Below are 25,342 nucleotides of genomic sequence, written 5' to 3'. Positions count from 1 at the left end.
TGCGGTAGATGAACTAAACTGGGTTTCCATAGTCCCTCGAAGGCATACATAGGCCGGGCGCTTCGGGCCGCGGGTCATATTCACAGCTCAACCACTCGAGCAAATCAGACGATGTGGGCTTCTCTCAAGCCTGCGATCTCGTCCGCGCCGAACCCGAACTCTTTCAGCACCTCGTCGGTCTGCTCGCCGAATTCCGGCGGTCGCGCCACCATCCTGCTCGGCGTGCGCGACAGCGTCACGGGCTGGCCGACCAGGCGGATATGCCGGCCTTCATCGTTCGGCACGTCCTGCGCAATGCCGAGATGCTTGACCTGCGCGTCCTCGAACATCTGGTCGATGGCGTAGATCGGCCCGCAAGGCACACCGGCCTCGTTGAGTTCGCGGACCCAGGTCTCGGTCGACTTCGTCGCGGTGCGCTTCTCGATCTCGGCGTTGAGCGCATCGCGGTTCTTGGAGCGGGCAGGGGCGGTCGCATAGTCGGGATGGGCATAGAGCTCCGGTGCGCCGATCGCTTGCGCGCAGCGCTCCCAGATCCGCCCGCCCGTGGTGGCGATGTTGATGTAGCCGTCGGAAGTCTTGAACACGCCGGTCGGGATGCTGGTCGGGTGGTTGTTGCCGGCCTGCTTGGCGACCTCCTTCTCCATCAGCCAGCGCGCGGCCTGGAAGTCGAGCATGAAGATCTGGGCCTGCAGCAGCGAGGTTTGGACCCACTGGCCCTTGCCCGAGACCTCGCGCTCGAGCAGCGCGGTGAGGATGCCCATGGCGCAGAACAGACCCGCGGTGAGGTCGGCGACGGGAATGCCGACCCGCATCGGTCCTTCGCCCGGCGCGCCGGTGATCGACATCAGCCCGCCCATGCCTTGCGCGATCTGATCGAAGCCCGGCCGCTTGTGGTAGGGGCCGTCCTGGCCGAAGCCGGAGATGCTGCCATAGACGATGCGCGGGTTGATCGCGGCGAGGCTGTCGTAGTCGATGCCGAGCTTCTTCTTCACGTCGGGGCGGAAATTCTCGACCACGACGTCGGCCTTGGCGGCGAGGCGCTTGAACACGGCCAGCCCACGCTCGTCCTTCAGGTTCAGTGTCATCGCCCGCTTGTTGCGGTGCAAATTCTGGAAGTCGGAACCGCGCCGCGGCCCGCCCGGTTGCTCGCCGCCGGCATCCTCGGTCAGCGCGTCGATCTTGACGACGTTGGCGCCCCAATCGGCGAGCTGCCGCACACAGGTCGGCCCGGAGCGGACACGGGTCAGATCGAGCACGGTGAAGCGCGACAGGGCTTCCGAGGCATGCGGAAAGGGCATCGTGAAAGGCTCCGGGAGAATTGCTAACCTACCATATTGGCTGACAGTGGAGCGGCAAAGTCCCTCCGGGCGTTGGTTCGCTCTGCACGCGGAAGGACGTCGCGACGGCAGCGTCGATGATTGTCGATCACGGGATGCCAAGGTGGGCCGGTCCCTTGACTTCGAGGGGCCGATCCGCTTGCTCCGAAACAAGACGACCGCGGCCTGACCAGAACAGCTTTGACCGTCTAGTCTGGTCGCACCTATCGCTGTGCAAAAGTCTAGGTTGCGGGAGCCTGCCGATCGGGCGAGCAGGCCCCTACAACCGCATACAGCGAACCAGCGCGGCAGGGCGTCATCTGGAAATCGGATACGATCCCGAAGACGAGGGTAGCCAGGGCAAAAGCAGCGACGAGGCCGATCCAGTTCATTCCACGAGAATACTTGAAGTTGTCCGCAAACCAAGCGGCGCTAGGTGCCCCGGTTAGTCAGTGAATGGGGCCGCGTCTGTCGATCAGGGCAGCGCCACGACTTCCAGAACGGACAGCGGGTTGCTCGTGGAAAGGGGCCGGAAGCCGATACCACATACCAGTTCGGGTTGGATCGTACGGAGAAATGGCAGTTGACCTCATTCAACTCAGCCGTTGTGGCAGTTCTCCCAACGAGCTAGTTCATTTGATTGGCTCGGCCTTCCCGCTATCTGGTCCCAAATCGCTTTTTTCTCCCGATGATAGGCGGCGTGAGGATCGCTATTCTGGCGGACGTAAAGTCGAATCCGGCAGGTTTTGTCTCTCGCCCGCACTCTGTCTGTATCTGTGTGCCACCATTTAGTTTGGTGTACGCGGTGCCGCGGAGTAGGAGAATGTTCTCCGCATGTAAGAGGATCTGCATTGCGGTGCCGGTTATGGACGAACGGCTTACGAGGTTGAAACGACGATAGCTCCTTTGGGCGCAGATTTGGTACGCGGTTTTTTCTTTTAGACGGCGCAGCATGCCGGACGGTCGTTGCTGACTCCAAAATTCCGTACTCATGCTGCAAAGCCTCGGCACGGACCATGCCTCATTCCGACCAATACTGGAAGTGGAGCGAAGTTGCATCATCACAAAATGGGATGATAGCGTGTCTGCACTTGAGCTGGGGGCAGTGTTGAAACGATATCTACTTGCTGCATTGTTAACCGGCGTTGCGGTCACCGCTCTGCAACCCATCTATTTTTTTCTTATGGCGAATTTGGACCGGGTGATTTCTCACGAGCGCACGTGGGAAAATATCCGACAGGCGTTCGATAGGGGAATTCTCGAAACGAGCTTTCACTCTAAGCATTTTTGGATAGCTGGTGGCGACCGCTTTACAGACTGTATTTCGCTGGGCATAGGTTTAGAGCCTGGGGGCCGCGCCACCGCCGCGGGCATCATGGCGACGCGTCCTATCTCGGGCCCGCACACGTGTGACGCTCTGAAGGATGCGGCGGCCAATCCAGCTTCAGTTACCTGGATTCGATATGCTCGTTACTGGCATGGATATCGAGTTTATAGCGCACCGCTGGCATCGGCTCTGCCAATTCTGGCGCTCAAGCTCGTAAATCTAGTGATACTGATCTCAATAGCCGCGCTCTTTTGCGTCGAGGCGGCCAAGCTGATCGGAAGAGTTCCGACAATCTGGTTGTGCGCGCCGGTGTTGTTTATGACCGATTTTGTTCGGCTTTGGCAAGTTACGCCTCACGCTGTCAGCACGGCCCTTATTCTTGGTGGTGCAAGCGTTTTTGCGGCGGCGGTCCGAAAGGGAGCGCCGGATTCAGTGATGGTTCTCTTGGCGGCGGTTTTCGGCTCAATTTTCAATTTCGTAGACTTCTTAGTGAACCCGCCTTGGATGCCGATGCTCATCGCCTTCTTTCTGGTCGCAGGAGGCCGGGGAGCGCCAATCGCCATTGTCTGTGTGGGGGGATGGTTTGCAGCATATGGATACACATGGATAGCCAAATGGGTGGCCGCTTATCTCGTCGAGCCATCTTTCGACATCAAGACTGACGTCATCGATACGGCGTTGTTCAGAATTGCCGGCGAGGACGTCAAAGTCTGGCACGTTCCACTTGCCGCGACGACCAAGGTCATCAAGGAAGTATTTTTGAGTTGGGGAATGGTGATTGTCGTGCCTGCCCTGATCTATTTGGGGGTGCGATTGCCGCGACCGAGCTTTACGTCGGCCTGGCCAGCGCTGATCCCTGTGGTGTGGTTTGAGATCTTAAGCAATCACAGCCAGATCCATGCGGGTGTGGTCTCAAGGAGCGCAGCCGCAGCGATCGGCGTTTGTGGTGCGGCAGCGGCCATCAAACGCGGTATTTCCGTCGGCTCGAACAGCGATCTTGATCGGATGCCAGATGGCATGCAGTCGCCGCCGATGGACGACCGTGCTTAGTGGTCTATGCCCGTTCCAACCACAACAGGCGAGGGGCAAGGATTGGGGCGGCCCACGTTTCGCCCGGGTCAGGAAATGGCAGATATGTTCACCGCGGCAGGCGCTTCAATTCGGCGCGCGCCTTCGCGGCGAGCGGATCATCGCCATGGCGCGCAATGAAGAGCTCGAGGGCCTGCCGCGTTCCCTTCCGGCGGGCGGCTTCGTACTCCTCCTTCACCGCAACGGCAGGATCTCGGGCCATCGGCATGGAGGGCGCGCGCCCTGCCTTGCTGCTGTCCTCCGCCTTCGCCTTCTCTACCATCACAGGCAGTCCTCCGAGACGTTGATGGAACAGTGCAACAAGCGCAATCAAGGCGCCCAACAGGCCGGCCGGGAGTGTGCGTCGTTTCATGAAACCGTGTAAATTACAGGCGTTCCGGGAACCAACTCTATACTCGCGTTCCGTATGTCTACGGTATTTAATGGCTAACACAGCCTTATGGGAGCAGCGCAAACGCCTCGGCCCCATTTAAACCAAACGTTTAACTCTCTAGCTAGAATCATGTGCCCTCGCTGCGAATCACACGACGCGTTGCTTTGGAGATTCAATTGGCTACCGCTGTTAATGTCAGTGCCACCAACAACGCCGAGATCGACGGCCTGCTGTCGGGCGTCAAATGGTCGGGCACGATCACCTACAGCTTTCCTAACGCGCCGAGCGATTATTCCAATCCTTATTACGGAGGCAGCAGCGAGCCGACCACGTCGGGCTTTGCCTCGGCACCCGCGCAGATCCAGACCGCGATCAACTACGCGATCGGATTGATCCTCGGCTACACCAACGCCGACATCCAATATGCGGGCACGAACGGCGCCGACATCATGGTCGCGCAGTCGCCGGCCGCCAATCCGACCGCCTACGCCTACTATCCTGGCAATTATGCGTCCGGCGGCGACATCTGGTTCGGCACGCAATACAATTTCTCGCTGGCCAAGCTCGGCAATTACTACTTCACCACTGCGCTGCACGAGCTCGGCCATGCCCTCGGCCTCAAGCACAGCCAGGAGGCTGGCGGCCCCGGCAACGTCGCGGTGCCGAGCGCTCATGACAGCAGCGAATACACCGTCATGAGCTATCGCAGCTATGTCGGCGCTTCGACCACGGGCGGCTACACCAACGAAGCCTACGGATATTCGCAGACCTACATGGCGAACGATATCCTCGCGCTCCAGACGATGTACGGCGCGGACTACACGACGCAGAGCAGCAACACAGTTTACACCTGGAATCCGACCACGGGGCAGGAGTTCATCAACGGCGTCGGCCAGCTCGCACCGGGCGGCGGCGTCGGCGGCTCGGCGAACCGCATCTACAAGACCATCTGGGACGGCGGCGGCGTCGATACCTACGACCTGTCGAACTACACGACCAACCTGAGCATCAACCTCAATCCCGGCGCCTCGTCGGTGTTCTCCTCCGTTCAGCTGGCCTATCTCGGCGACGGCCACTACGCCTCAGGCAACGTCTACAACGCCTATCTCTACAACGGCGACGCGCGCTCCTACATCGACAACGCCACCGGCGGGTCCGGCAACGACTCGATCGTCGGCAACGCCATCGCGAACGCCCTCAACGGCGCCGGCGGCGGCGATACCATCACGGGCGGCGGCGGCAACGACACCATCGTCGGTGGCTCCGGCACCGATACCGCGGTGTACTCCGGCAACAAGGCGAATTACGGAATCAGCTACAACTCGACCACGCAGTTTTTCACGCTGGTCGACCTGCGTTCCGGCACGCCTGACGGCAGCGATACAGTGTCGGGCGTTGAAAATTTCCGGTTCGCCGATGGCACGGTATCGAGCACTACGCTTGCTAGCCCGCCGGTCGCGATCGAAGCTTTTGGCTCCGTCGAACTCGTGCAATGGGGAGGTTATTACTATCTGGACTCTATTTCGACTGGCACCGGCCCAACTCTCAAATCTGGAGGTGCTGCGATCGCGGTTGGACAGTGCGGGTCTTATGTACCGATCGGTGCGGAGCAGACAGGATCTGGCTACGACGTCGTTTGGAAAAACGGCAGCGCCGACCAGTACGTGGTGTGGAGTACCGATAGCAATGGGAATTACGTCTCCAGCCTTACTTCCGTCGTTTCGGGCACGAGTACGACATTACAATCGTATGAAGCCGTTCTCCATCAGGATCTGAATGGCGACGGGACCGTTGGTGTAACGGCAACCACCACCGCGATCGAGTCGGCAGGCTCCACCACGCTTTCGCAGGTTGGATCCAACTATTACCTCTATACGGGCGGCATCGGCCTCTCGCTCAAGTCTGGCGGTGTGGCGATCACGGTCGGACAGTGCGGGTCTTATGCGCCGATCGGTGCGGAGCAGACGGGGGCCGGCTACGACGTCGTTTGGAAGAACGGCAGCGCCGACCAGTACGTGGTGTGGGGTACCGATAGCAATGGAAACTATGTCTCCAGCCTTACCTCCGTTGTTTCAGGCACGAGTGCGACACTACAATCGTATGAAGCCGTTCTCCATCAGGATCTGAATGGGGACGGGACCGTAGGTGCAGCGCCGGCCACCACCGCGATCGAGTCGGCGGGCTCCACCACGCTTTCGCAGATTGGGTCCAATTATTACCTCTACACGGGTGGCGCCGGCCCCTCACTCAAATCTGGCGGCGCGGCGATCACGGTTGGACAGTGTGGGTCTTATGTACCGATCGGTGCGGAGCAGACAGGATCTGGCTACGACGTCGTTTGGAAAAACGGCAGCGCCGACCAGTACGTGGTGTGGAGTACCGATAGCAACGGAAATTACGTCTCCAGCCTTACCTCCGTTGTCTCAGGCACGAGTCCGACGCTGCAATCGTATGAATCCGTTCTCCATCAGGATCTGAATGGAGACGGGACGATCGCCGCAGCCACTACTGGTCAAGGAGCGGTCGGCGACAATTTCGCTTTTCGAGCAGTGCTCCGGGAAGGAGGAGGTATGATCAGCAGGGTCGAGCCCGCGTCTGGGGATTTCACGTCGTTGTTTCACGCGGTGCAGGATGCGTTCGTAAAGAGTATTGAGGAGTCTGTCCTGAAATCGGTAGACATAATTGAACATGCCGATACCGGTCCTGCGGCTCGGTTTGTCGATCCGATGGACCACTTCCATCTTATTTGAAGTCTTCGATGTCGTTCTACTCATAGAATGACGCATAGTTAGATCGGCAAATTGCCGCCTGAAGCCCGGTCACTCTAATCGTGCCGCCGGTTTTTTACGCTCTTGTCAAACCCGCGATCGCCCCGCGGCCACCGCGCGACGCGCCTGTATAACGGCATATGAAAGCATTATTGCGGGGCGCTCTCCAGCTAGCTTCGTCGAATATCGTACCGACAGCGCGTCAATTCGTGATCCCAGAAATTTCCTTGATCTCATTCACTATCGGCAGGAACTTGCTGACAAAATAGCTGGTAGCGTCATAAGGGCCCTTCAACCAATGCGGTCGAGCAAAGTCTAGCCTTACAGGAGTCGTCTTCTTGTTTCATCAATCGTTAACGTTTATCGATTATTAACTCTTCTAGATCGAATTGGGACTGCTTTGACTGCCCGTCTCGCGGAGATATGGAACCACATGCCAGGTGCATTGCGCGAACTACTTCTGGGACTGGTTGTCGTTGGGGCTCTGTCAACGCCACTGCTGGCCTACACAGAACGCGCGAGCCAGTTGTCACAAGAACAGATAAACGAATTTAGGGCGCAGTTCCTGAAATTGAGAGACGGTAGGAATGTGGCCCTTGATCAACGCGTCGCACTAGGTCGGTAGCCGATTTGAGAGCTCATCGAGTACTCCGCCATGGGGCTTGGATATTTTACCCCTAGCCTAACTTAGCCCCCGTTCTGCGCGATTCGCAACATCTTCGGCCAATGCCTCAACGAGAACGGGCATCAAACAGCATCCAGTCGCTTCCGATCTTGCCCGGACCCCCCATCCAGGATGACATGGTGATCTAGCTCGGGCGCCAATTTGCATGGCGGGCGGCCGGGCGGTTTGCGTGATATTCATTAACTTTTTCAATGGCTTGTAGCGGGTCTTCAGTTGTATTTCCCAGCGACAGTTCCGGATCCGTTAGGGGGACGGCGGCTCATTCGAACTGGCCTCAAGCGGCCGGAGTGGTTAGAAGCGGCCGTCACAAGCCGGGATGCCAGGTCGGGTGGCCCGACGAGAGGGGAGCTGAAACTTTGCGAAAAGTACTTTTGACGGGGGCGGGCGGCTTCATCGGATCGCACCTTGCGGAAGAGCTGGTCCGGCGCAATGTCGCGGTGCGCGCCTTCGTGCACTACAACAGCATGGGCTCGCACGGCTGGCTCGATTCCTCGCCGCCCGACATCCGCAAGGAATTCGACGTCTTCGCCGGCAATGTGTGCGACCCCAACGGCGTGCGCACCGCGATGAAGGGGTGCGACGCCGTCCTGCATCTCGCCGCGTTGATCGCGATTCCCTACTCCTATCACTCGCCCGACACCTATGTCGAAGCCAACATCCGCGGCACGCTCAACGTGCTGCAGGCGGCGCGCGATCTCGGCGTCGAGAAGGTGATCCACACCTCGACTAGCGAGGTCTACGGCACCGCGCAATTCGTTCCGATCACCGAGGAGCACCCGCTGCAGGGCCAGTCGCCTTATTCCGCGACCAAGATCGGCGCCGATCAGCTCGCGCTGTCGTTCGAGCGCTCGTTCGGCACGCCGGTGACGGTGGTACGTCCGTTCAACACCTACGGCCCGCGGCAATCGGCCCGCGCGGTGATCCCTACCATCATCACCCAGATCGCGGCCGGCGCGCGCAAGATCAAGCTCGGCAGCATCCATCCGACGCGCGACTTCAACTATGTCGCCGATACCGTCGGCGGCTTCCTGGTGGCGCTCGATTCCAAGGCCGGCGTAGGCGAGGTCATCAACATCGGCAGCGCCTTCGAGATCTCGATCGGCGACACCGCGCGGCTGATCGCCGAGCTGATGGAAGCGGAAATCGAGATCGAGCATGACGACGTTCGCGTGCGCCCCGAGCGCAGCGAGGTCGAGCGTCTCTGGGCGTCCAACGCCAAGGCGCAAAAGCTGCTCGGCTGGTCGCCGCGCTTCGGCGGCGTGGACGGCCTGCGCAAGGGGCTCGAACAAACCATCGCCTGGTTCACCAAAAAGGAGAACCTGGCCTGCTATCGCGTCAATGCCTATACGTTGTGAGCAAGATGAGCATGTCCTCCGCGCAAGCGAGCCAGAACCGTTCCGCCGTGCTTGACTTCAAGCCGCTACTCGACGCGGTCGATGCCGTGCTCGGGACGGCGCAGCGTCCGGTCGAGCTGCACGAACCGCGTTTCGGGAATCGTGAGCGCGAGCTGGTGCTCGACTGCATCGACACCAACTGGGTGTCGTCGGCCGGCAAATACGTCACCCGCTTCGAAGAGATGGTGGCGGCCGCAACCGGCTCGCGCCACGCGGTTGCGATCGTCAACGGCACCGCCGCCCTGCACGCGGCATTGGTGCTCGAAGGTGTCGAGCCCAACGACGAGGTGCTGTTGCCCTCGATCACCTTCGTCGCGACCGCCAACGCGGTGAGCCATGCCGGCGCCGTGCCGCATTTCGTCGATTCAACCTGGGATACGCTTGGGCTCGACCCGCGCGCGCTCGAGGCGCATCTCGACGCCATCGCCGTGCGGCAGAACGGCGCCTGGGTGAACAAACACACCGGCCGCCGCCTCCGGGCCGTCGTTCCCGTGCACATCTTCGGGCATCCCGTCGACATGACCGCGCTCGGCGCAGTCGCCGCCCGCTACGGTCTCGTGATCGTGGAGGATGCGACCGAGTCGCTCGGCTCGACCCTGAACGGGAAGGGCTGCGGCACCTTCGGCCATTCCGCGGTCCTGAGCTTCAACGGCAACAAGATCGTCACCACAGGCGGCGGCGGCATGATCGTGACCGACGACGAGGCGCATGCCCGCCACGCCCGGCATTTTACCTCGACGGCCAAGAAGGCGCATGCCTGGGCATTCGAGCACGACGCGGTCGCCTACAACTACCGCCTGCCCAACATAAACGCGGCACTGGGCTGCGCGCAGATGGAGCGGCTGGCCAAAATGGTCGCGGCCAAGCGCGTGCTCGCCGAGCGCTATCTCGATGCGTTCAGCGATTTCCCCTGCGCGCGCATCTATCGCGAGCCGAAGGGTTCTGAGAGCAATTATTGGCTCAACACGCTGGTGCTCGACCGCGAATACGCTTTGGAACGCGACCGTCTGCTCGAAGCCCTGCATGGCCACGGCATTCGCGCCCGCCCGCTGTGGACGCCGATGCATCTCTTGCCGATGTACCGCGCCTGCCCGCGTGCAGCGCTTCCCGTCGCCGAGGACATGAACACGCGCTGCATCAACCTGCCGAGCAGTCCCTTCCTGGCCGGAGCCACCCAAGAAGGCGCGAACCAGAGCTGATGCCCCGGATCGTCTTCTTCACCATTCACAGCACGACGGCCTGGTGGAAATACCTGGCCTCGCGCATTGAGTTCGCCGACGCGGTCGTGCTCAGTGACCTGCGAGACGACGGCGACTATTCGCTGGTCGACGATTTCTATCGCTTCGCCGACCGGGACGATGCCGCGGCCGCGGCGCTTGACCGGTTCGGCGCGGACGGATGCGCCGACATCATCCTGCGCTGCCGCGTGCTCAGGAGCGTCGATCGCGATCTCGCGCTCAAAATGATCGGCGGCATGACGCAGGCGATCGAGCAGGCCTTTGACAAGCTTGGCCCCGCCCTCGTCATGACCTTCACTATCGACCGCTATGTCATGGACGTGATGGAGCGCGTTGCACGGCGGCGCGGCATCGACTTCCTGGAGATGACGACCTCGATCATTCCGGACCAGGTGATGCTCATGCGCCGCGGAAAGCCGGTCTTGCTGCGCGAGCCCTCAACGGAGGATATCGACGCGGCGGTCGGCCAGCTCTGCAGGGAAGATTTTGCGCCGGCCTATGTCCGCGATGCCAAGCGGTTCTCGCTGGCAAAATTCTGGCGGATTTTTGGCTACTACGCGCTACGTGGCGCCTTCTTCAACGTCTGGCGGTTCCTCAAGCGCGACCGTTACAACTGCCATTATCTCGACGCGCTGAAGCGGCTCAAGCACAAGGTGCGCATGCGCGACGTGGCCGTGCTCGGCCTGCTCGATCACGACTGGGACAAGCGGCTTGCTGACGTGCCGCGGGAGCGGCGGGTTTTCCTCGGGCTTCAGCTCTTCCCCGAGGCCTCGATGGACTATTGGCTGGGGCCGCAGGGCATGCTCGCGCATGACGACGTGGTGGTGCGCTATTGCGAGGTGCTCGGCCGCGCCGGCTACCGCATCTTCGTCAAGGATCATCCGCTGCAGTTCGGTTTTCGCCAGCGCGAGCTGTTCGAACGTCTGGCGAAGCTGCCGTCCGTGGTGCTGGTGCCCTATGACGTGCCGGCGAATCTGCTGATCGGGAAGTGCGCGGTGTCGGTGACGTTCACGGGCACCATCGGTTTCCAGGCCGCGCTGGCCGGGCTGTGCTCGGTCGCGACCGAGCCGTACTACGCGACCCAGCAGCACTTCCTGCACGTTCGCGACACCGATGAGCTCGACGGCCTCGCCGAGCGGCTGGCGCGTTGGCAATCCCCCGATAGTCTCGATACGACCCGCCGCGCAATCATGCGGCACCTGGCGTCGATCAGCGTCGAGGGCGACTATTTCGGCTGGCGCAAGTTCGATCCCGAGAACGAGGCCGTGCGCGCCGCGGTCGAGCCGCTGGTGCGTTCGCTGAACGCGCACCTGCCGAAATTCCTGAAGTCCTGCAGAACCGCGGCCTGACGTTACAGTGGAGAGCGCGCCTGCAACCGATGTCGACGGCCGGCGGAGATGGAAGAGCGCGATGCGTCTGCTTGACCTCGTGACGCGCCCGGCGGTCGCCGGTACGGTCGCGGCGCTGGTGCTGCGTGCGCTGACGCTTGCGAGCCGCTTCCTGCTGTCGCTCCTTCTGGCGCGCATGCTATCACCGGCCGAGATGGGACAATACGGCCTGTTGACCGCGGCGCTGGCTTTCGCGCTGCTCGCGGTCGGTCTGGAGTTCTATTCCTATACCTTGCGCGAATTGGTGCCGGCGACGCCCGAGCGGCGCGCGCGCATCATTGCGGACCAGATGGTGCTTGGCGTGGCGGCGCTGGTGGCTGTCGGCATCATCGTGGCCGGTGCGATCGCCGCCGGTTCCTTTCCGGCGCGTCTTGCACCGTGGTTTATCCTGATCCTCGTCACCGAGCATGTCTCGTTGGAAGCGACGCGGATCCTGATCATCACCTGGCGGCCAGTGCGCGCCTACATCGGCGTGTTCCTGCGCGGCGGAATCTGGGTGTACGCGATCGCGCTGCTGATGTTCGCGGCGCCGTCGACGCGGACGCTGGAGACCGTGCTGGTCTGGTGGGCGCTCGGCGGCGTGGCATCGATCGTCTTTTCCGCGTTCTCGCTCTCCGAGCTGCCCTGGCGCGAACTCAGGGGATACCGGCCGGATCTCAAGAACATCCGCGAGGGACTTTGGACCGCGCGTCCGTTCATGCTGACGGCGGCGGGAGCATTGGTGATTTCCTATGTTGACCGCTTCGTCATCGACGCGTTCGTCGGGCGTGACGCGCTCGGCATCTATACGTTCTATTCGACGATCCTGATCGGTCTGTTGTCGCTGGGCAGCTCGGTATCGCATCAGTTCCTGCCAAAAGTCATCGCGGGCTATGGCGCGGGTCTGGATGCCTATCGCACGGCGCTGCGCTCCTTCTTCTGGTCGATGCTGGCGCTGGTCTGCGCGACGATGATCCTGTCCGCCTTTGCCATGGCGCCCATGCTGGCGTTGCTCGGGCTGTCCACCTATGCGGCGAGCATCGGCGTGTTCTATGCCATGCTGCCGGGCGTGTTCCTGCGCATGCTGGCGGATGTGCCGTCCTACGCGCTCTACGCGGCCCGGTCGGACAAATATCTCCTGATCTGCAATCTCGGTTCGGCCACGGTGGCGACGGTATTGAACGTGGCGCTGGTCCCTGGGTTCGGCATCTACGGGGCGGCCCTCGCCGGCGGGATTGCCAGCGCCGCGCTTTTCCTGTCCCTGGTGGGCTTCGCGAGCCACAGGATGCGGGAAAGCCTTAGGGAACCTGGCGGAACTCAGCCTGTCGGCCTTCCCAGCGACCCGGATATGCTCTACCCGTGAAGGCTAAGTCGGTATCTCAACGTCAGAGCAATTCTGAATTGTAATCCGAGGGCATTCCTTGAACGGCAACACGCAACAGCGGCTCAATCCGTTGCTCAGCGGCCTCGCGTCCCCCGCGATTCTCATGGTTGTGATCTGGGCCACTACTCTTCTCTTGGTTGCCGGCGGGCCAATCATTTATCCAGGGCAACCGTCTGCCGTTGTGCTCTCGGTGGTTGTGATCGCGCTCGCAATCTTTCTGCTCTCTTATCACGTAGGTAAGCTGTCCTTTGATCGCTGGTCCGAGCAATGGGCAAAATCGTCACACTTTTCCGCACGGGTGCTGGATAGGGTGGTCATGGCCGCGTCGTTGCTCGGGATCGCCGGAATCGCGCTGGTGGCCTTCGATCGTACGGTGCTGAGTGGGGTGAACAATAGTGCCTATTCCGAGTTGCTGCGTTGCGCGCCTCAGTTGGTTGATTCTGTGATGATACGGCGAACGCCGCTGCTCTATGGCGGCTACGCGATGTTCTCCTTCGGATTCGTCTCCATCGTGCTGTTTCTGCTGAAAGGCGAAGAAATCAGGGGATGGGCGGCTGCGCTGGCACAACTGTCCATCGTCTCGCCGGTCGGCTATGCGCTGCTCTATTCGGGGCGGATGCCGATCCTGTTCGTTCTCGTCCTGGTTGCGATGGCGATGCTGGTGCGCGTCACGCAGGGGCGAACCCTCGTGCCGCGTGGCCATTATCTCGTGCTCAAGACCGCCATCGCGGTGGGCCTGTTTGCGGTCTATTCCAGCGCGATCTGGACCAGCAGACAGAATTTCTGCATCCAAATGTCGCCTCTGATCGCCGAATTGCAGGAGGGGAAGAACGAACGTCTGACGTCTCGGGCCGAGAACCGAGCCCGAGCGAATCAAACCCGCCGGCCAAAGGCGACCGAGATGATCACTCCGGCCGAGCTTGACAAACGGCTCGCCGAAGCACAGGCCGCGCCGCGGCTGCCCCAGAAGTCGAATTCGATAGCCACCGCTCTTGATGCGGTGCTGGAGGCCTGGAACGTCCAACCCCGTGGCTATGTCATCTCGGCGATCGACTCCGGCTACCTTTCGTCGCGCAGCGCGATGATCGGCCTCAGCACCTATTTCTATCTGACCCATGGTGTGCGGACGGTTGATCACGTCTGGAACGCCCGCGACAAGTTCACGCCGCAATGGGGCGTGTACGAGGTCGGTGTGCTATCGCCGTTGTTGCGGATATTTTTCCCGGCTAGCGATCAAGTGGCGGTCATGGAGGCGGAGCAGCGGGAGGCGCTGATCTATGGCTTCTTCCCGAGCGCCTGGGCCGCGGCCTTCATCGATTTCGGCCTCGTCGGCGCCATCGTCTACGTCGCGATCTGGGGCGGCCTGGCCGGCTGGAGCGCGGCCGGAAGCCGGCATTCCGGCCTGATGACGCCGCTGCTGCTGCTCGTGTTCGTGCTCGCCAGCGTCCTTCTCAGCCCGGTTCAGGGACCTCTCGGCATGGCAAATTCGGCGCTGGTGTTGGCGTCGATGCTGGCGACCGGGCTGGTGCTTGATTTGGCCAATCTGCGCGCGCGGGCGCCGCAGGACGCCGGCAAGCTCGGGGTCAACACCCTCGCGACCTAATTCAGCGCGCCGAGAGGTTTCGCAGCCACGCGACTGTCGCCGCGACACCTTGCTGCATATCGCAGGGGAGCGGGCCGCAGACCGCCGCGGTCGGCGCGAGATCGAATTGATACTGCGTAAGCACGTTGTTGAGGCGGAACGAATTGAAGGGAAATCGTTTCAAGCCGATCGCGTTCACCGCGTCGCCGCAGAGCGCCAGCGTGCGGGCGACGCCGGCCGGCAGATGCGGGATCGGGCGCGAACCGAAGTAGCTCTGAAACGCGTCGCACCACGCGATGAGATCGATCGGCGTGTAGTCGGCGAGATAGAACGTCCGGCGATGGATCTGGTCCGTCGGGACGCTCAGGAGACGCCAATACTGGAAGGCGATGTTCTCGATGTAGCTGTAGGACTTCCAGAGCGGGCCGTGCCCGACGTGGAAGTAATGGCCGCGCTCTATCATGTGCAGGAAGCGCTGGTAATGCGCGCTCATGCCGGGGCCCCAGACGGTCGTGGGGCGCGCCAGGCACCATTCGCGCCCGGCGCCATCGGCGCTGCGGACGATCTCCTCGGTGCGCACCTTGCTCTGTCCGTACAACGTGTCGGCCTTATAGTCGGTGTCGTTCGCCGGCACATAGCCGATGCGGCAGACGAGCTGCGACGAGGTCCAGATCGCTCGCCGCACGGACGGCGTGCGCCGCACGGCCTCGACCAGATTTGCGACGCCCTCGATATTGGCGGTGTAACCGGAAAGGTCGGTCTTTTCGTCGAGATCGATGCGTGCGGCGAGATGAACCACCGCGTCCGGCGCGGTGCCGGCCACGGCCTTCGTCAGGCCGTTGGCATCGAGAATGTCGCACACGATGTCGGTCGTCTCGGCCGGAACCTTGTCGAGCCCCACGACGTCGCAATGTTCGGCGCGCAACCGCCGCACCAGTGCCTGGCCGATGAAGCCGGAGCTTCCGGTCACGAGAACTTTCATGCTGATGTCGCTGTCTTTGCCGACGGGATGGCCGCTTGACCGGCTTGCCGGGCTGATCTACCAAACCGACCAGTCGATTGCAAACTCTGACAAATCCATCGTGTGTAGAGGCATTTTGCGGTCGCGATCCTTCACCTCGGCTCTAGCCCAACCGGCGTTCGCTTCATGAAGGCATTCGTCTCTGCCGCGTTTCAGGCCATCAACAACATTCTGGAACCGATCGGTTTGCGCCTGATGCGCGCCAACGCGCCGGTCAGGAATTTCGGCCTGTTCTTCAAGCATCTGAAGTCGCTCGGCTTCGATGTGAAGACGGTGGTCGACGTCGGCATCGCCTTCGGCACGTCGCCGATCTACGACGCGTTTCCTCGTGCCAAATATTTCCTGATCGAGCCGGTGGCGGAATGCCGTCCGATCCTGGAGCAGCTCAAGCAGCGGCTCGACGCCGAGTATTTCCTGGTCGCGGCCGGCGCCGAGAATGGCGAGATCACGTTCAACGTCCACGACGACATCTCGGGCTCCAGCATTTTTGCGCAGGTCGAGGGCAAGGCGCTCGACGGCGAGGCGCGCAAGACGCCGATGCGGCGGCTCGACTCGCTGTTGCCGGAGACGCTGGAGCATCCGGTGTTCCTGAAGGTCGATACGCAGGGTGCCGAGATCGAGGTGCTCAAGGGGCTCGGCGCGCGAATCGGCGAAATCGATCTCATGATCCTCGAGACCACGATGATGCCGATGAGGCACGGCATCCCGCAGTTCGCCGACATCGTGCGCTTTTGCGACGAGGCCGGTTTTGCGGTCTATGACGTGCTGGAGGGGCACATGCGCTCGCTCGACGGCGCGCTTGCCCAGATCGATCTCGCCTTCATCCGCAAGGACAGTCCGCTGCGCAGCCAAGCGGCCTATTTCAGCCCCGATCAACTCGCCGAATACCTCAAACGTCCGAGCAAGCTGCGCGGCGCGTAAGCTTGCGTCGAAAGCGTCGCGTCAGATCTCCGCGAGCAGGATGAACAAGCAGCGGCGCTCGCCCTTGTTGACCATGCCACCGCGATGCATGCCATTGCCGTCGAACAGCACGCAATTGCCGTAGTTCGAGGTCGCGGCGAAGTGGCCCTCGCGCAGGCGCGCGACCTCGGGCGAATTGTCGGGGAGGTCGCCGCCGAAGTCGGCCTTCTTGCGCAGGAATGCGGGCAACGCCATGAACTTTTTGCGTGCGTCGTGCCGGCGGCCGGAGAAGCCGGAGAAATCGTTGGTGCGCCGGACCATGCCCTCGAACCAGCCGATCTTCGCGTTCTGGCTGCCGCGGATGTAGCAGAACGGGCCGCCGTCCGGACCGATGTCATGGACGTAGATCGCGCATTTCAGCATGCCGTAGGTGGCATCGATGTGCAGGTAGCTGCCCCAGGGATCGGCAAGCTGGGTGTCTGGGAAGACGCGCCTCCAGAACGCGAGGTCCTGGTCGTTGATCTGCGCGTTGACGTGCTTCACGCCGGCCGGGCGGCCGAGATAGGCGCTCGCCGCTTCCATGATGCCGTAGCGCTTGAAGATGGATTCGACCGTCGCGAATGCCTGCGGATCGGCGGAGCGCGTGCACCAGTAGACGTTGTCGTCGAACTTGCGCTTCTCCGACGGAATGTTGGCGCGGCGCTCGTCGAGCTTGGCGAAGCCCGGATTGGTGACGCTGCGGATCTGCTCGATTTCGTCGGGCGTGAGGTTCAGGCAGACAATGCCGTCGGACTTGATCTTGTTGAGCAGCGCCAGATTCGCCGGCTTTGCGGGACGCCGCGTGCCGGTCAGCGTGCCGATCGCGCGGCTCGCGCGGATGCGCGCATACATCAAGATGTAGCGCAGCGCCGTCCGCGCGTTGAGGCCGCTGAAGCCGGCTTCCTTGGTCAGCAGTGGCATGTTGTCGTAGTCGACGATGCGGCGGATGGTGACGAAGGCGAACGTGCGTACGAACACGTTCAGCGCGTAGAGGCGCTCGCGGAGGGTCGGCTTGGGAAACATGCCGCCATAGGCCGGATGCTCGTCATAGTCGATCGCGGGAAGCGTGTTGCCGCGATAGGGCGGAATCGGAAGTTCACCAATCTCGATGGCGCGTGCCACCGGCGTCGCGTCGGAAAGGGAATCGATCGTCGTCATGTCGCGTTCTCCCGGAACGAGCGCGGTTCGTCGCAAGCTCGCGCCGATCTATACAGCCTGGGGTGCTGCACAGGCAATAATCGCGGGCAGTTATCCGGTCGTTCCGGGCAGTTCCGATGTGGCCGCTAAATCATGGAAATGTTTCGGGAAAGCGCGCGTTAGGTCGATCTTTCGAAGGGTTCCAGCAATGGCCTCGGAGGCACCGCCGCGGCCATAGGGCGGCGGAGGCTCCGGATCGGGCCGGAACCGGCCCTCGAAGATGCGCATCAGGCTTGCGAGGATGGTGGCCGAATCGGCCGGGCAATCGATGATCGAGGCGGCGCGCAGCCGGCCCTTCTGGCGGTCGCCGATATTGATCGTGGGCACGCCGACGGCCGGCGCCTCCAAAATGCCGCTGGAGGAGTTGCCGACCACGGCGTCCGCAAGCCGCAGCGCGGCCCAGTAGCGCTCGCTGCCGAGCGAGGTGAAGAGATGGGCGCGATCGCCTCGCACCGCGACGAACGCCCTGATCGCATCATCGATGGCGCGATAGCCCGGATCGGCGTTGACGCCGGTGAAGATGAAGCTGCGGTCCTCGACTTCGGCGAGCGCGCCGAGGAGGGCTGCGACGTTGGCGGCGTCAGCCTCGGGCTGCGCTGTGGTCGGATGCAGCGTCACCAGTAGGAAGCGCTCGGGGCCGGCGATGCCGAGCCCTGCGAACAGCTCGGCGCGGGTCAGCGGCGCCGCGCTGTCCGCCAGATCGAGGCCGGGCGCGCCGACGTTGAAGACGAGATCGGGCTGCTCCCCCATTTGGATCACGCGCTGGCGATATGGCTCGGCCGCGACGAAATGCAGGCAGGCCATCTTGGTGATGGCATGACGGATCGCATCGTCGAAGGCACCCGCGGTGATCTCGCCGCCATGGATATGCGCGATCGGGATGTTCAGCAGCGTGGCCGCGACCGCGGCAGCCAGCACCTCGTAGCGGTCGCCGAGCACGACGAGGATGTCGGGCGCGAGTTTTGGCAGCGCCTCGGCAAAGCCGGTCACGCCAATGCCGGTGCCGCGCGCGATCGTCTCGGCGCGGTCGTCGTCGAGCGCGAGATCGATTTTTGCCGCGATTGGAAAGCCGTCGGCCTCGATCGCGCGCCAGGTCTCGCCGAAGCGCGGCACCAGATGCATACCGCAGGCTATCACGCTGAGCGCGAGGTCGTCGGCCGCCTTGAGCCGCGTCAGGATGCCCCGCAGCAATCCATAATCGGCGCGCGAGCCGGTGACGACGGCAATGCGGCGGCGTGCGCTCATGCCGGCCGTCGCCAGCGTGAGGCGTCGAGCATGCCGTGCTCGATGACATAGGACGCGTAGGCGAGGTCGGCTGCGCTCTCGATCTCGATCGAATGCATGCGGTCCATCATGATGCCGTAGCTCGCAGACGGGTCGGCGTAGATCTTGCGATGCTTGCGCATCGCATCCCAGCCAACGAGATAAAGAGCGCCGTTCATAGTGACCTCGATCGCCTGGTCCTGCCGCCGCTGCGCCGTGGTCGTCAGCATCTTCTCGACGATACCGCCGATCGAGCCGTCCTTGCCAAGCGTGCCGACGAAGATCGAGGAGACCTCGGTCTCGCGCATGCCGACGACGAGACTCGCCTTGCGCGCGGCGAACAGCTCGACCGCCTCGTCAAAATGCTCGGGTGTTGCGAACGGCGACGAGGGCTCGAGCAGCATGATGGCGTCGTAACGCTGGTTCTCATGCGTCTCGATCCAGTCCATGGCGTGCAGCACCACGTCGTTGGAGGAGGCGGTGTCGGTCGCAAGTTCGGCCGGCCGCTCGAACAGCACTTCGGCGCCATGCCTTTTCGCCTCGGCCCGAATCTCGGCGCTGTCGCTGGAGACGATCAGGCGCGAGCAATAGCGGGACTGCCTTGCCGCAATCGCCTTGTAGCCGGTCAGGCTGAGGCCGCCGATCTCGCGCAGATTCTTGCCGGGCAGGCCTTTTGATCCACCGCGGCCGACCAGCAGGAACAATATCTCGGGCGAGTTCGTCATGGGTCTCAACAATCCTGCGTTCAGGCTACCTGCGAATCGGCCTGATTCGTCACCAGGCGAGGCTGTTATGGGGTCTTTGGGAACACCGCAAGGCGCCCGCTTGCGTTGCTTTTACCAGCGTGCTCGACTAAGACAACCGCTTGATTGGCGGGCGATTTCGCTTCGCCCCAGCGACGAAACCCTATGCATCGCAGAACCCTGATCATTGCTGAGGCCGGCGTCAACCACAACGGCGACCGCGCACGTGCGATTGCGCTGGTGGAGGCGGCGGCGCGGGCAGGGGCCGATGTCGTCAAGTTTCAGTCGTTCCGCGCCGACAAGCTTGCCACCGCGGAGGCTGCGAAAGCGAGCTACCAGCAGGCGACCACCGGCAAGGCGCAGTCGCAGCTCGACATGCTGCGCGCGCTCGAGCTCAGCGCCGACGACGAGGAGCAGATCGCGGCGGCCTGCGCGGCGGCAGACATCACCTACATGTCGACGCCGTTCGACGCCCACAGCGCCACGCATCTGGTCCGCCGCGTCGGCGTTTCGACGCTGAAGGTCGGCTCGGGCGACCTCACCAACGCGCCGCTGCTGCTGCATCTTGCGCGGTTCCGCCTGCCGATCATCCTGTCGACCGGTATGGGGACACTTGCCGAAGTGGAGCAGGCGCTCGGCGTCATCGCCTTCGGCTATTTGGGCGATGCGACGGCAAAGCCGACGCCAGCCGACTTCGCAAACCTCCTGCTGGACCGCGCGAGCTGGACGGAGCTCCGCGCAAAAGTCACGCTGTTGCATTGTACGACCGAATATCCGGCCGATCCGCAATCGATCAATCTGCGCGCGATGGCGACGCTGCGCGATGCATTTGGTCTTCCCGTCGGCTTCTCCGACCACAGCCGCGGCATTCACATCGCGGCGGCAGCGGTAGCGCTCGGCGCCGCTGTGATCGAAAAACATCTGACGCTCGACCGCAATCTGCCGGGGCCGGATCACCGCGCCTCGATCGAACCGGACGAGATGGCGGCGATGATCGCCTCGATCCGCGACGTCGAAGCCGCGCTCGGTGACGGGCGCAAGGTGCCGGCGCCGGAGGAGATTCCGAACCGTGCGGTGGCGCGGCGCAGCCTCGTTGCGCTTCGCCCCGTGCGTATCGGCGAGCGCTTCACGGAAGACAATCTGGGCGTCAAGCGTCCCGGCAACGGCGTGCCGCCGATCGAATATTGGAGCTATCTCGGCAAGACCGCGCAGCGCGACTACGCGGCCAACGAGGCGCTCGAGCCATGAGCCTGATCGTGCTTTGCGCCGGCGGTCACGCCCGCGTCGTCATCGAGGCGTTGCTAAGCCGTGGCATTCGTCCCGTTGGTGTCACCGACCGCGACGCTGCGCGCGTCGGCGAGGCCATCGGCGCCGTCAAGATCACGGGATCCGACGACGACATCATGAACATGGCCGCCGATGAGGTCGAGCTCGCCAACGGTCTTGGCAACCGCGCAACGCGCACCGATTCGGGGCTGGCGGGCCGGCGCGTGCTGTTCGAGCGGTTCACTGCGCTGGGTTACAAATTTCCGGTGATCGCGCATGCGTCCGCCGTAATTGCCTCTGATGCGCAACTGGATGATGGCGCGCAGGTGATGGCCGGTGCCGTGATTCAGCCCGCGGCGCGGATCGGGCGGAACGTGCTGGTGAATACGCGCGCGGTGGTCGAGCACGACTGTATCGTCGGCGATCACGCGCATGTCGCGCCGGGGGCCGTGCTGTGCGGGGGAGTTTCGATCGGCGAGAGCGTCCATGTCGGCGCCGGCGCCGTGGTGTTGGTCGGTGTCAAAGTGGGCGCCGGAGCCGTCGTTGCCGCAGGGGCGGTGGTTACAAGGGATGTCGCGGCCGGCGGGTTCGCCGGCAACGAGTAGGATTGGTTTGTCATGAAGGGTGCCTTCGTTGTCAATGAAGATACGCCGCTGATCGAGACGCTACGGCGCATCGATCAGGGCAATCTGCAACTAGCGATCGTCGAGCGCGAGGGCAGGATCGTCGGAACCGTCACCGACGGCGACGTGCGGCGCGCGCTGCTCGGCGGCGTCGGCCTCGACGCCTCCGTCAACCTCGTGATGAACCGCACGCCGATTACGGCGCCGGTCGGCATCTCGAATCCGGCCGCGCTCAACCTGATGCGCAAGCATTCGATCCACCAGCTTCCGCTCGTCGATGCGGAGGGGCGGGTGGTCGAAGTCAAGCTGATCGACGACCTCGCGCTCGCGCAGCAATCCGATCATTGGGTCGTGCTGATGGCCGGCGGCCTCGGCTCGCGGCTGAAGCCGCTGACCGACGACATCCCCAAGCCGCTGATCCGCGTTGGCGACAAGCCGATCCTGGAGACCGTGCTCGGCGGCTTCGTGAAGGCCGGCTTCGGCAAGTTCTTCATCTCGGTCAACTACAAGGCCGAGATGATCCAGGACTATTTCGGTGACGGCTCGGCCTGGGGCGTCGAGATCAACTATCTCCAGGAGAACGCGCGGCTCGGCACCGCCGGTGCGCTGTCGCTATTGCCGGAGCGGCCGAGGCAGCCGTTCTTCGTCATGAACGGCGACCTGCTGACCACGGTGAATTTCGAGCAGATGCTGAAGTATCATCGCGAGCATCAGGCCTTCTCCACCGTCTGCGTGCGCGAGCATTCGGTGACTGTGCCGTTCGGCGTGATCGACTTCGACGACCATCGCCTGCTCGGCATTCGCGAGAAGCCGACGCAGAAGTTCTTCGTCAATGCCGGCGTCTACCTGCTCGATCCCGGTGTGCTCGATCATCTCGACGCCAACGAAGCTGTGGACATGCCGACGCTGATCGAGCGCACCATCGCCGAGGGCAAGCCGTCGGTCGGATTCCCGTTGCGAGAATACTGGATTGACGTCGGCCGCCTCGACGATCTTCAGCGTGCGTCCGACGAATTCCAGAGGATCTTTGGATGAGCACCGAACGTTCGCTTCGCGAGATGATGTCGCTCGACGGCCGTGTCGCTGTTGTTACCGGAGGCGCCGGCCATATTGGCCGCGCGATCGCGGGCGGCCTTGCCGAGCTCGGCGCTGCCATCGCGCTGGTCGACATCGCGGCGTCCGCCGGCACCGAGGCCGCCGCGAAGCTGACGGCAATGCATTCCGTTAAGGCTGCGATGTTCGACTGCGATTTCGAGCAGGGCGAACCGGTGAAGGACCTGCCGCGGCGGGTGCGTGAAGCCCTTGGCGGCATCGACATCATCGTCAATTGTGCAGCCTTCGTCGGCACCAGCGGGCTGGAAGGCTGGGCGGTGCCGTTCGAGCAGCAGTCGGATGCGACCTGGCGGCGGGCGATCGAGGTCAACCTCACCGCGCCATTTGTCCTGATTCAGGCCGCGGCCGAGGATCTCGCCAGATCAGGCCGTGGCAGTGTGATCAATATTTCATCGATCTACGGTCTCGCCGGGCCCGATTGGCGGCTCTACGAGGGAACCCCGCTCGGGAACCCGGCCGCCTATGCCGCGAGCAAGGGTGGCCTGATCCAGATGACGCGCTGGCTGGCCACCACCATGGCCCCAAAGGTGCGAGTCAATGCGGTGGCGCCGGGTGGCGTCTTCAGGGCCACGCCTGAACCGTTTTTGAGCCGCTATGTGGCCCGGACGCCGCTTGCACGCATGGCGCGCGAGGACGATATGAAGGGTGCTGTGGCCTATCTGGCGAGCGATCTGTCGGCCTATGTGACGGGCCAGTGCATTGCGGTCGACGGGGGGTGGACGGCGTGGTAAACCGACAGCAAATCATGCAATCGCGAGAATTCCCGAAATGTTGAGCTGTAGCAAATGCTTGTTGCCGGAAACGGCGGAGGCCACGTCGTTCGACGAGTCCGGTTCGTGCAGCGTTTGCCGTCAGATCGAGGTCCGTGATACCCAGATCGATTGGGACGACCGCTACAAGCAGCTCCAGGAGCTGGTCGGCCAATACCGCGACAAGGGCCTTTATGACTGCATCTTGCCCTATTCGGGCGGCAAGGACAGCGTGTTCCAGCTCTGGTACGTCGTGCGCAAGCTCGGCCTCAAGCCGCTAGTCGTGCGCTTCGACCACTGGTTCTACCGGCCGCTGATCGAGGAGAACAACACCAGGGTGTTCAAGCAGCTCGGTGTCGACGTCCTCAACTTCACGCCGAACTGGCACGTGGTGCGCGAGCTGATGCTGGAATCGCTGAAGCGCCGCGGCGACTTCTGTTGGCACTGCCACACCGGCATCTATGCTCACACCATGCAGGTCGCGATCCGCTACGAGACGCCGCTCCTGATCTGGGGCGAGAGTCTCGCGGAATACCAGTCGTTCTATTCCTATGACGAGATGGAAGAGGTCGACGAAAAGCGATTTAACCGCGCCATGAATCTCGGCATTACCGCCGATGACATGTACGAATTCCTCGGCGGCCGCGTCGCCAAGCGCGACCTCTATCCGTTCGTCTATCCGCCGCGCAAGGAGCTGATGCGGATCAAGTGCCGCTCGGTCTGTCTCGGCAGCTACATCAAGTGGGACACCAAGAAGCACGTCGACATCATCAAGAGCGAGCTCGGCTGGAAGGGCCAGGAGGTCGAGGGCATTCCGCCGGAATACGATTACGAGAAGATCGAGTGCTTCTTCCAGGGCGTGCGTGACTACCTTAAATACATCAAACGAGGCATGGGCCGGACCAACCATCTCGCCAACATCGACATCCGCAACAAGCGCATGACCCGCGAGCAGGGCGAGGCGTTGGTACGCGAGTTCGACGGCAAGCGGCCGCCGAGCCTCGATCTGTTCCTCGATTATCTCCAGCTCACCGAGGAGCAGTTCTTGGGCATCGCGATCAAGCACGAGGTCAGTCCGTGGCAGTTCTCGCCGAACACGGTCGAGCCGGGCCGCCGCATGCCGGACATGGACAAATGGAACAACACGCAGGTGCCGTGGCCAAACCATCCGGGTGTCGAAATCGGCGGCGGCAAGGGATAGGCTAGAGGGATAGGCCAGCGAGGATCGATCGGCGGCGCGTCTCGCGCCCGGGGGGGAGCAGGCGATGTCACGCGTAGCGATCGTCGATTACGGCATCAACAATGTGCGCTCGGTGAAGAATGCCGTCGAATATTGCGGCTTCGATCCGGTCGTAACCCATGATGCGGATGCGATTGCGGATGCCTCCCACGTCATCCTGCCCGGTGTCGGCGCGTTCGGCGATGCCATGAGCAACATCCGCGCCCGCGGCATCGACGAGATGCTCGAGCGCCATGTCCGCGAGAAGGGCAAGCCGTTCCTCGCGGTCTGCCTGGGCATGCAACTGCTCGCCAACACCTCCGAGGAGCACGCCGACGACGGCGTGGCGCATCGCGGGCTCGGCTGGTTCGATGCCGACGTCCTGCGCTTGATGCCGAACGATCCCACGCTGAAAATCCCGCATATGGGCTGGAACATGGTGGCCAAGGAGCGCAACCATCCGATCCTCGCCAATGTCCGCGAGAGCAATCTGGCGTTCTATTTCGTGCACTCCTTCGCCATGCGCTGCAGGGATGCGGGCGACGTGGTCGGCTTCGCCCAATACGGCCAGCCAGTGACCGCGATCATCGCGCGGGACAACATCGCCGCCACGCAGTTCCATCCCGAAAAGAGCCAGGACACCGGGATCGAGCTGATGAGCAATTTCCTGCGCTGGAATCCCTGAC

The 25,342-nt window shown here is 62.6% G+C and carries 20 protein-coding genes; 14 read left to right on the top strand and 6 right to left on the bottom strand.

Going from position 1 to position 25,342, the window contains the following annotated elements; translation table 11 throughout:
* Positions 1-104: 104 nt before the first annotated feature.
* Positions 105-1,298 carry a CaiB/BaiF CoA-transferase family protein gene (locus tag N2604_RS29940; protein WP_260371639.1) on the bottom strand — a complete coding sequence of 398 codons (1,194 nt, stop codon included), beginning with the start codon at positions 1,296-1,298 and terminating at the stop codon, positions 105-107.
* Positions 1,299-2,397: 1,099 nt separating this feature from the next.
* On the opposite strand from N2604_RS29940, the gene N2604_RS29935 reads away from it, so the two are divergent.
* Positions 2,398-3,693, top strand: coding sequence for a hypothetical protein (locus N2604_RS29935; protein WP_260371638.1), 1,296 nt, complete (start codon positions 2,398-2,400; stop codon positions 3,691-3,693).
* 88 nt (positions 3,694-3,781) lie between these two features.
* On the opposite strand, the gene N2604_RS29930 is transcribed toward N2604_RS29935, so the two are convergent.
* Positions 3,782-4,084, bottom strand: a complete 303-nt coding sequence (locus tag N2604_RS29930; RefSeq protein ID WP_260371637.1) for a hypothetical protein — start codon at positions 4,082-4,084, stop codon at positions 3,782-3,784.
* Between the two features lie 197 nt (positions 4,085-4,281).
* Here N2604_RS29930 and N2604_RS29925 point away from each other — a divergent pair, with 197 nt between their 5' ends.
* The 6 genes from N2604_RS29925 to N2604_RS29900 all read left to right on the top strand — a co-directional run bounded on the left by N2604_RS29925 (position 4,282) and on the right by N2604_RS29900 (position 14,544).
* Positions 4,282-6,855 carry a M10 family metallopeptidase C-terminal domain-containing protein gene (locus N2604_RS29925; RefSeq protein ID WP_260371636.1) on the top strand — a complete coding sequence of 858 codons (2,574 nt, stop codon included), beginning with the start codon at positions 4,282-4,284 and terminating at the stop codon, positions 6,853-6,855.
* Positions 6,856-7,914: 1,059 nt separating this feature from the next.
* Complete coding sequence (locus N2604_RS29920; protein WP_260371635.1) at positions 7,915-8,913, top strand: NAD-dependent 4,6-dehydratase LegB; 999 nt, start codon at positions 7,915-7,917, stop codon at positions 8,911-8,913.
* 5 nt (positions 8,914-8,918) lie between these two features.
* Entirely contained in the window at positions 8,919-10,151 is a 1,233-nt protein-coding gene (locus N2604_RS29915) for a LegC family aminotransferase (RefSeq protein ID WP_260371634.1), read from the top strand.
* Entirely contained in the window at positions 10,151-11,539 is a 1,389-nt protein-coding gene (locus tag N2604_RS29910) for an alpha-2,8-polysialyltransferase family protein (RefSeq protein WP_260371633.1), read from the top strand. The genes N2604_RS29915 and N2604_RS29910 overlap by 1 nt, the downstream gene beginning before the upstream one ends.
* 61 nt (positions 11,540-11,600) lie before the next feature.
* The gene (locus tag N2604_RS29905; protein WP_260371632.1) at positions 11,601-12,920 is read left to right on the top strand and encodes a polysaccharide biosynthesis C-terminal domain-containing protein; all 1,320 of its coding nucleotides are present in this window, start codon (positions 11,601-11,603) and stop codon (positions 12,918-12,920) included.
* 58 nt (positions 12,921-12,978) lie between these two features.
* Positions 12,979-14,544 (top strand): hypothetical protein, encoded by a 1,566-nt coding sequence (locus N2604_RS29900; protein WP_260371631.1) that lies wholly within the window; start codon positions 12,979-12,981, stop codon positions 14,542-14,544.
* A 1-nt stretch (position 14,545) separates the two neighbouring features.
* On the opposite strand, the gene N2604_RS29895 is transcribed toward N2604_RS29900, so the two are convergent.
* Positions 14,546-15,505: an NAD(P)-dependent oxidoreductase gene (locus N2604_RS29895; RefSeq protein ID WP_260371630.1), complete on the bottom strand. Its 960-nt coding sequence runs from the start codon at positions 15,503-15,505 to the stop codon at positions 14,546-14,548.
* Between the two features lie 165 nt (positions 15,506-15,670).
* Here N2604_RS29895 and N2604_RS29890 point away from each other — a divergent pair, with 165 nt between their 5' ends.
* Positions 15,671-16,465, top strand: a complete 795-nt coding sequence (locus N2604_RS29890; protein ID WP_260371629.1) for an FkbM family methyltransferase — start codon at positions 15,671-15,673, stop codon at positions 16,463-16,465.
* Positions 16,466-16,486: 21 nt separating this feature from the next.
* On the opposite strand, the gene N2604_RS29885 is transcribed toward N2604_RS29890, so the two are convergent.
* The 3 genes from N2604_RS29885 to N2604_RS29875 all read right to left on the bottom strand — a co-directional run bounded on the left by N2604_RS29885 (position 16,487) and on the right by N2604_RS29875 (position 19,668).
* Positions 16,487-17,641 carry a hypothetical protein gene (locus N2604_RS29885; protein ID WP_260371628.1) on the bottom strand — a complete coding sequence of 385 codons (1,155 nt, stop codon included), beginning with the start codon at positions 17,639-17,641 and terminating at the stop codon, positions 16,487-16,489.
* 90 nt (positions 17,642-17,731) lie between these two features.
* The gene (gene neuC / locus N2604_RS29880) at positions 17,732-18,925 is read right to left on the bottom strand and encodes a UDP-N-acetylglucosamine 2-epimerase (protein WP_260371627.1); all 1,194 of its coding nucleotides are present in this window, start codon (positions 18,923-18,925) and stop codon (positions 17,732-17,734) included.
* Positions 18,922-19,668, bottom strand: a complete 747-nt coding sequence (locus N2604_RS29875) for an acylneuraminate cytidylyltransferase family protein (RefSeq protein ID WP_260371626.1) — start codon at positions 19,666-19,668, stop codon at positions 18,922-18,924. Before N2604_RS29875 ends, neuC begins: the two co-directional genes overlap by 4 nt.
* A 183-nt stretch (positions 19,669-19,851) precedes the next feature.
* Between N2604_RS29875 and neuB the strand changes: the two genes are divergently transcribed.
* The 6 genes from neuB to hisH all read left to right on the top strand — a co-directional run bounded on the left by neuB (position 19,852) and on the right by hisH (position 25,341).
* Positions 19,852-20,934, top strand: a complete 1,083-nt coding sequence (neuB, locus tag N2604_RS29870) for an N-acetylneuraminate synthase (RefSeq protein WP_260371625.1) — start codon at positions 19,852-19,854, stop codon at positions 20,932-20,934.
* Complete coding sequence (locus N2604_RS29865) at positions 20,931-21,557, top strand: NeuD/PglB/VioB family sugar acetyltransferase (protein ID WP_260371624.1); 627 nt, start codon at positions 20,931-20,933, stop codon at positions 21,555-21,557. The genes neuB and N2604_RS29865 overlap by 4 nt, the downstream gene beginning before the upstream one ends.
* Positions 21,558-21,569: 12 nt before the next feature.
* The gene (locus N2604_RS29860; protein ID WP_260371623.1) at positions 21,570-22,610 is read left to right on the top strand and encodes a nucleotidyltransferase family protein; all 1,041 of its coding nucleotides are present in this window, start codon (positions 21,570-21,572) and stop codon (positions 22,608-22,610) included.
* Positions 22,607-23,419, top strand: a complete 813-nt coding sequence (locus tag N2604_RS29855) for an SDR family oxidoreductase (RefSeq protein WP_260371622.1) — start codon at positions 22,607-22,609, stop codon at positions 23,417-23,419. The genes N2604_RS29860 and N2604_RS29855 overlap by 4 nt, the downstream gene beginning before the upstream one ends.
* A 61-nt stretch (positions 23,420-23,480) precedes the next feature.
* Entirely contained in the window at positions 23,481-24,638 is a 1,158-nt protein-coding gene (locus N2604_RS29850) for an N-acetyl sugar amidotransferase (protein WP_249787460.1), read from the top strand.
* Positions 24,639-24,702: 64 nt separating this feature from the next.
* Complete coding sequence (hisH, locus tag N2604_RS29845) at positions 24,703-25,341, top strand: imidazole glycerol phosphate synthase subunit HisH (protein ID WP_225182934.1); 639 nt, start codon at positions 24,703-24,705, stop codon at positions 25,339-25,341.
* Position 25,342: the final 1 nt, after the last annotated feature.

Source organism: Bradyrhizobium sp. CB1015 (assembly GCF_025200925.1).
Classification (GTDB): Bacteria; Pseudomonadota; Alphaproteobacteria; order Rhizobiales; family Xanthobacteraceae; genus Bradyrhizobium.
Note: the sequence above shows the minus strand (reverse complement) of the source record. Positions and strands in the feature narration are given on the sequence as shown.

Coding starts and splice junctions, on each gene's coding strand:
- N2604_RS29940 (WP_260371639.1), bottom strand. CDS start 1,298: ATGCCCTTTCCGCATGCCTCGGAAGCCCTGTCGCGCTTCACCGTGCTC.
- N2604_RS29930 (WP_260371637.1), bottom strand. CDS start 4,084: ATGAAACGACGCACACTCCCGGCCGGCCTGTTGGGCGCCTTGATTGCG.
- N2604_RS29915 (WP_260371634.1), top strand. CDS start 8,919: ATGAGCATGTCCTCCGCGCAAGCGAGCCAGAACCGTTCCGCCGTGCTT.
- N2604_RS29910 (WP_260371633.1), top strand. CDS start 10,151: ATGCCCCGGATCGTCTTCTTCACCATTCACAGCACGACGGCCTGGTGG.
- N2604_RS29905 (WP_260371632.1), top strand. CDS start 11,601: ATGCGTCTGCTTGACCTCGTGACGCGCCCGGCGGTCGCCGGTACGGTC.
- N2604_RS29895 (WP_260371630.1), bottom strand. CDS start 15,505: ATGAAAGTTCTCGTGACCGGAAGCTCCGGCTTCATCGGCCAGGCACTG.
- N2604_RS29890 (WP_260371629.1), top strand. CDS start 15,671: ATGAAGGCATTCGTCTCTGCCGCGTTTCAGGCCATCAACAACATTCTG.
- N2604_RS29885 (WP_260371628.1), bottom strand. CDS start 17,641: ATGACGACGATCGATTCCCTTTCCGACGCGACGCCGGTGGCACGCGCC.
- neuC (WP_260371627.1), bottom strand. CDS start 18,925: ATGAGCGCACGCCGCCGCATTGCCGTCGTCACCGGCTCGCGCGCCGAT.
- N2604_RS29875 (WP_260371626.1), bottom strand. CDS start 19,668: ATGACGAACTCGCCCGAGATATTGTTCCTGCTGGTCGGCCGCGGTGGA.
- neuB (WP_260371625.1), top strand. CDS start 19,852: ATGCATCGCAGAACCCTGATCATTGCTGAGGCCGGCGTCAACCACAAC.
- N2604_RS29865 (WP_260371624.1), top strand. CDS start 20,931: ATGAGCCTGATCGTGCTTTGCGCCGGCGGTCACGCCCGCGTCGTCATC.
- N2604_RS29860 (WP_260371623.1), top strand. CDS start 21,570: ATGAAGGGTGCCTTCGTTGTCAATGAAGATACGCCGCTGATCGAGACG.
- N2604_RS29855 (WP_260371622.1), top strand. CDS start 22,607: ATGAGCACCGAACGTTCGCTTCGCGAGATGATGTCGCTCGACGGCCGT.
- hisH (WP_225182934.1), top strand. CDS start 24,703: ATGTCACGCGTAGCGATCGTCGATTACGGCATCAACAATGTGCGCTCG.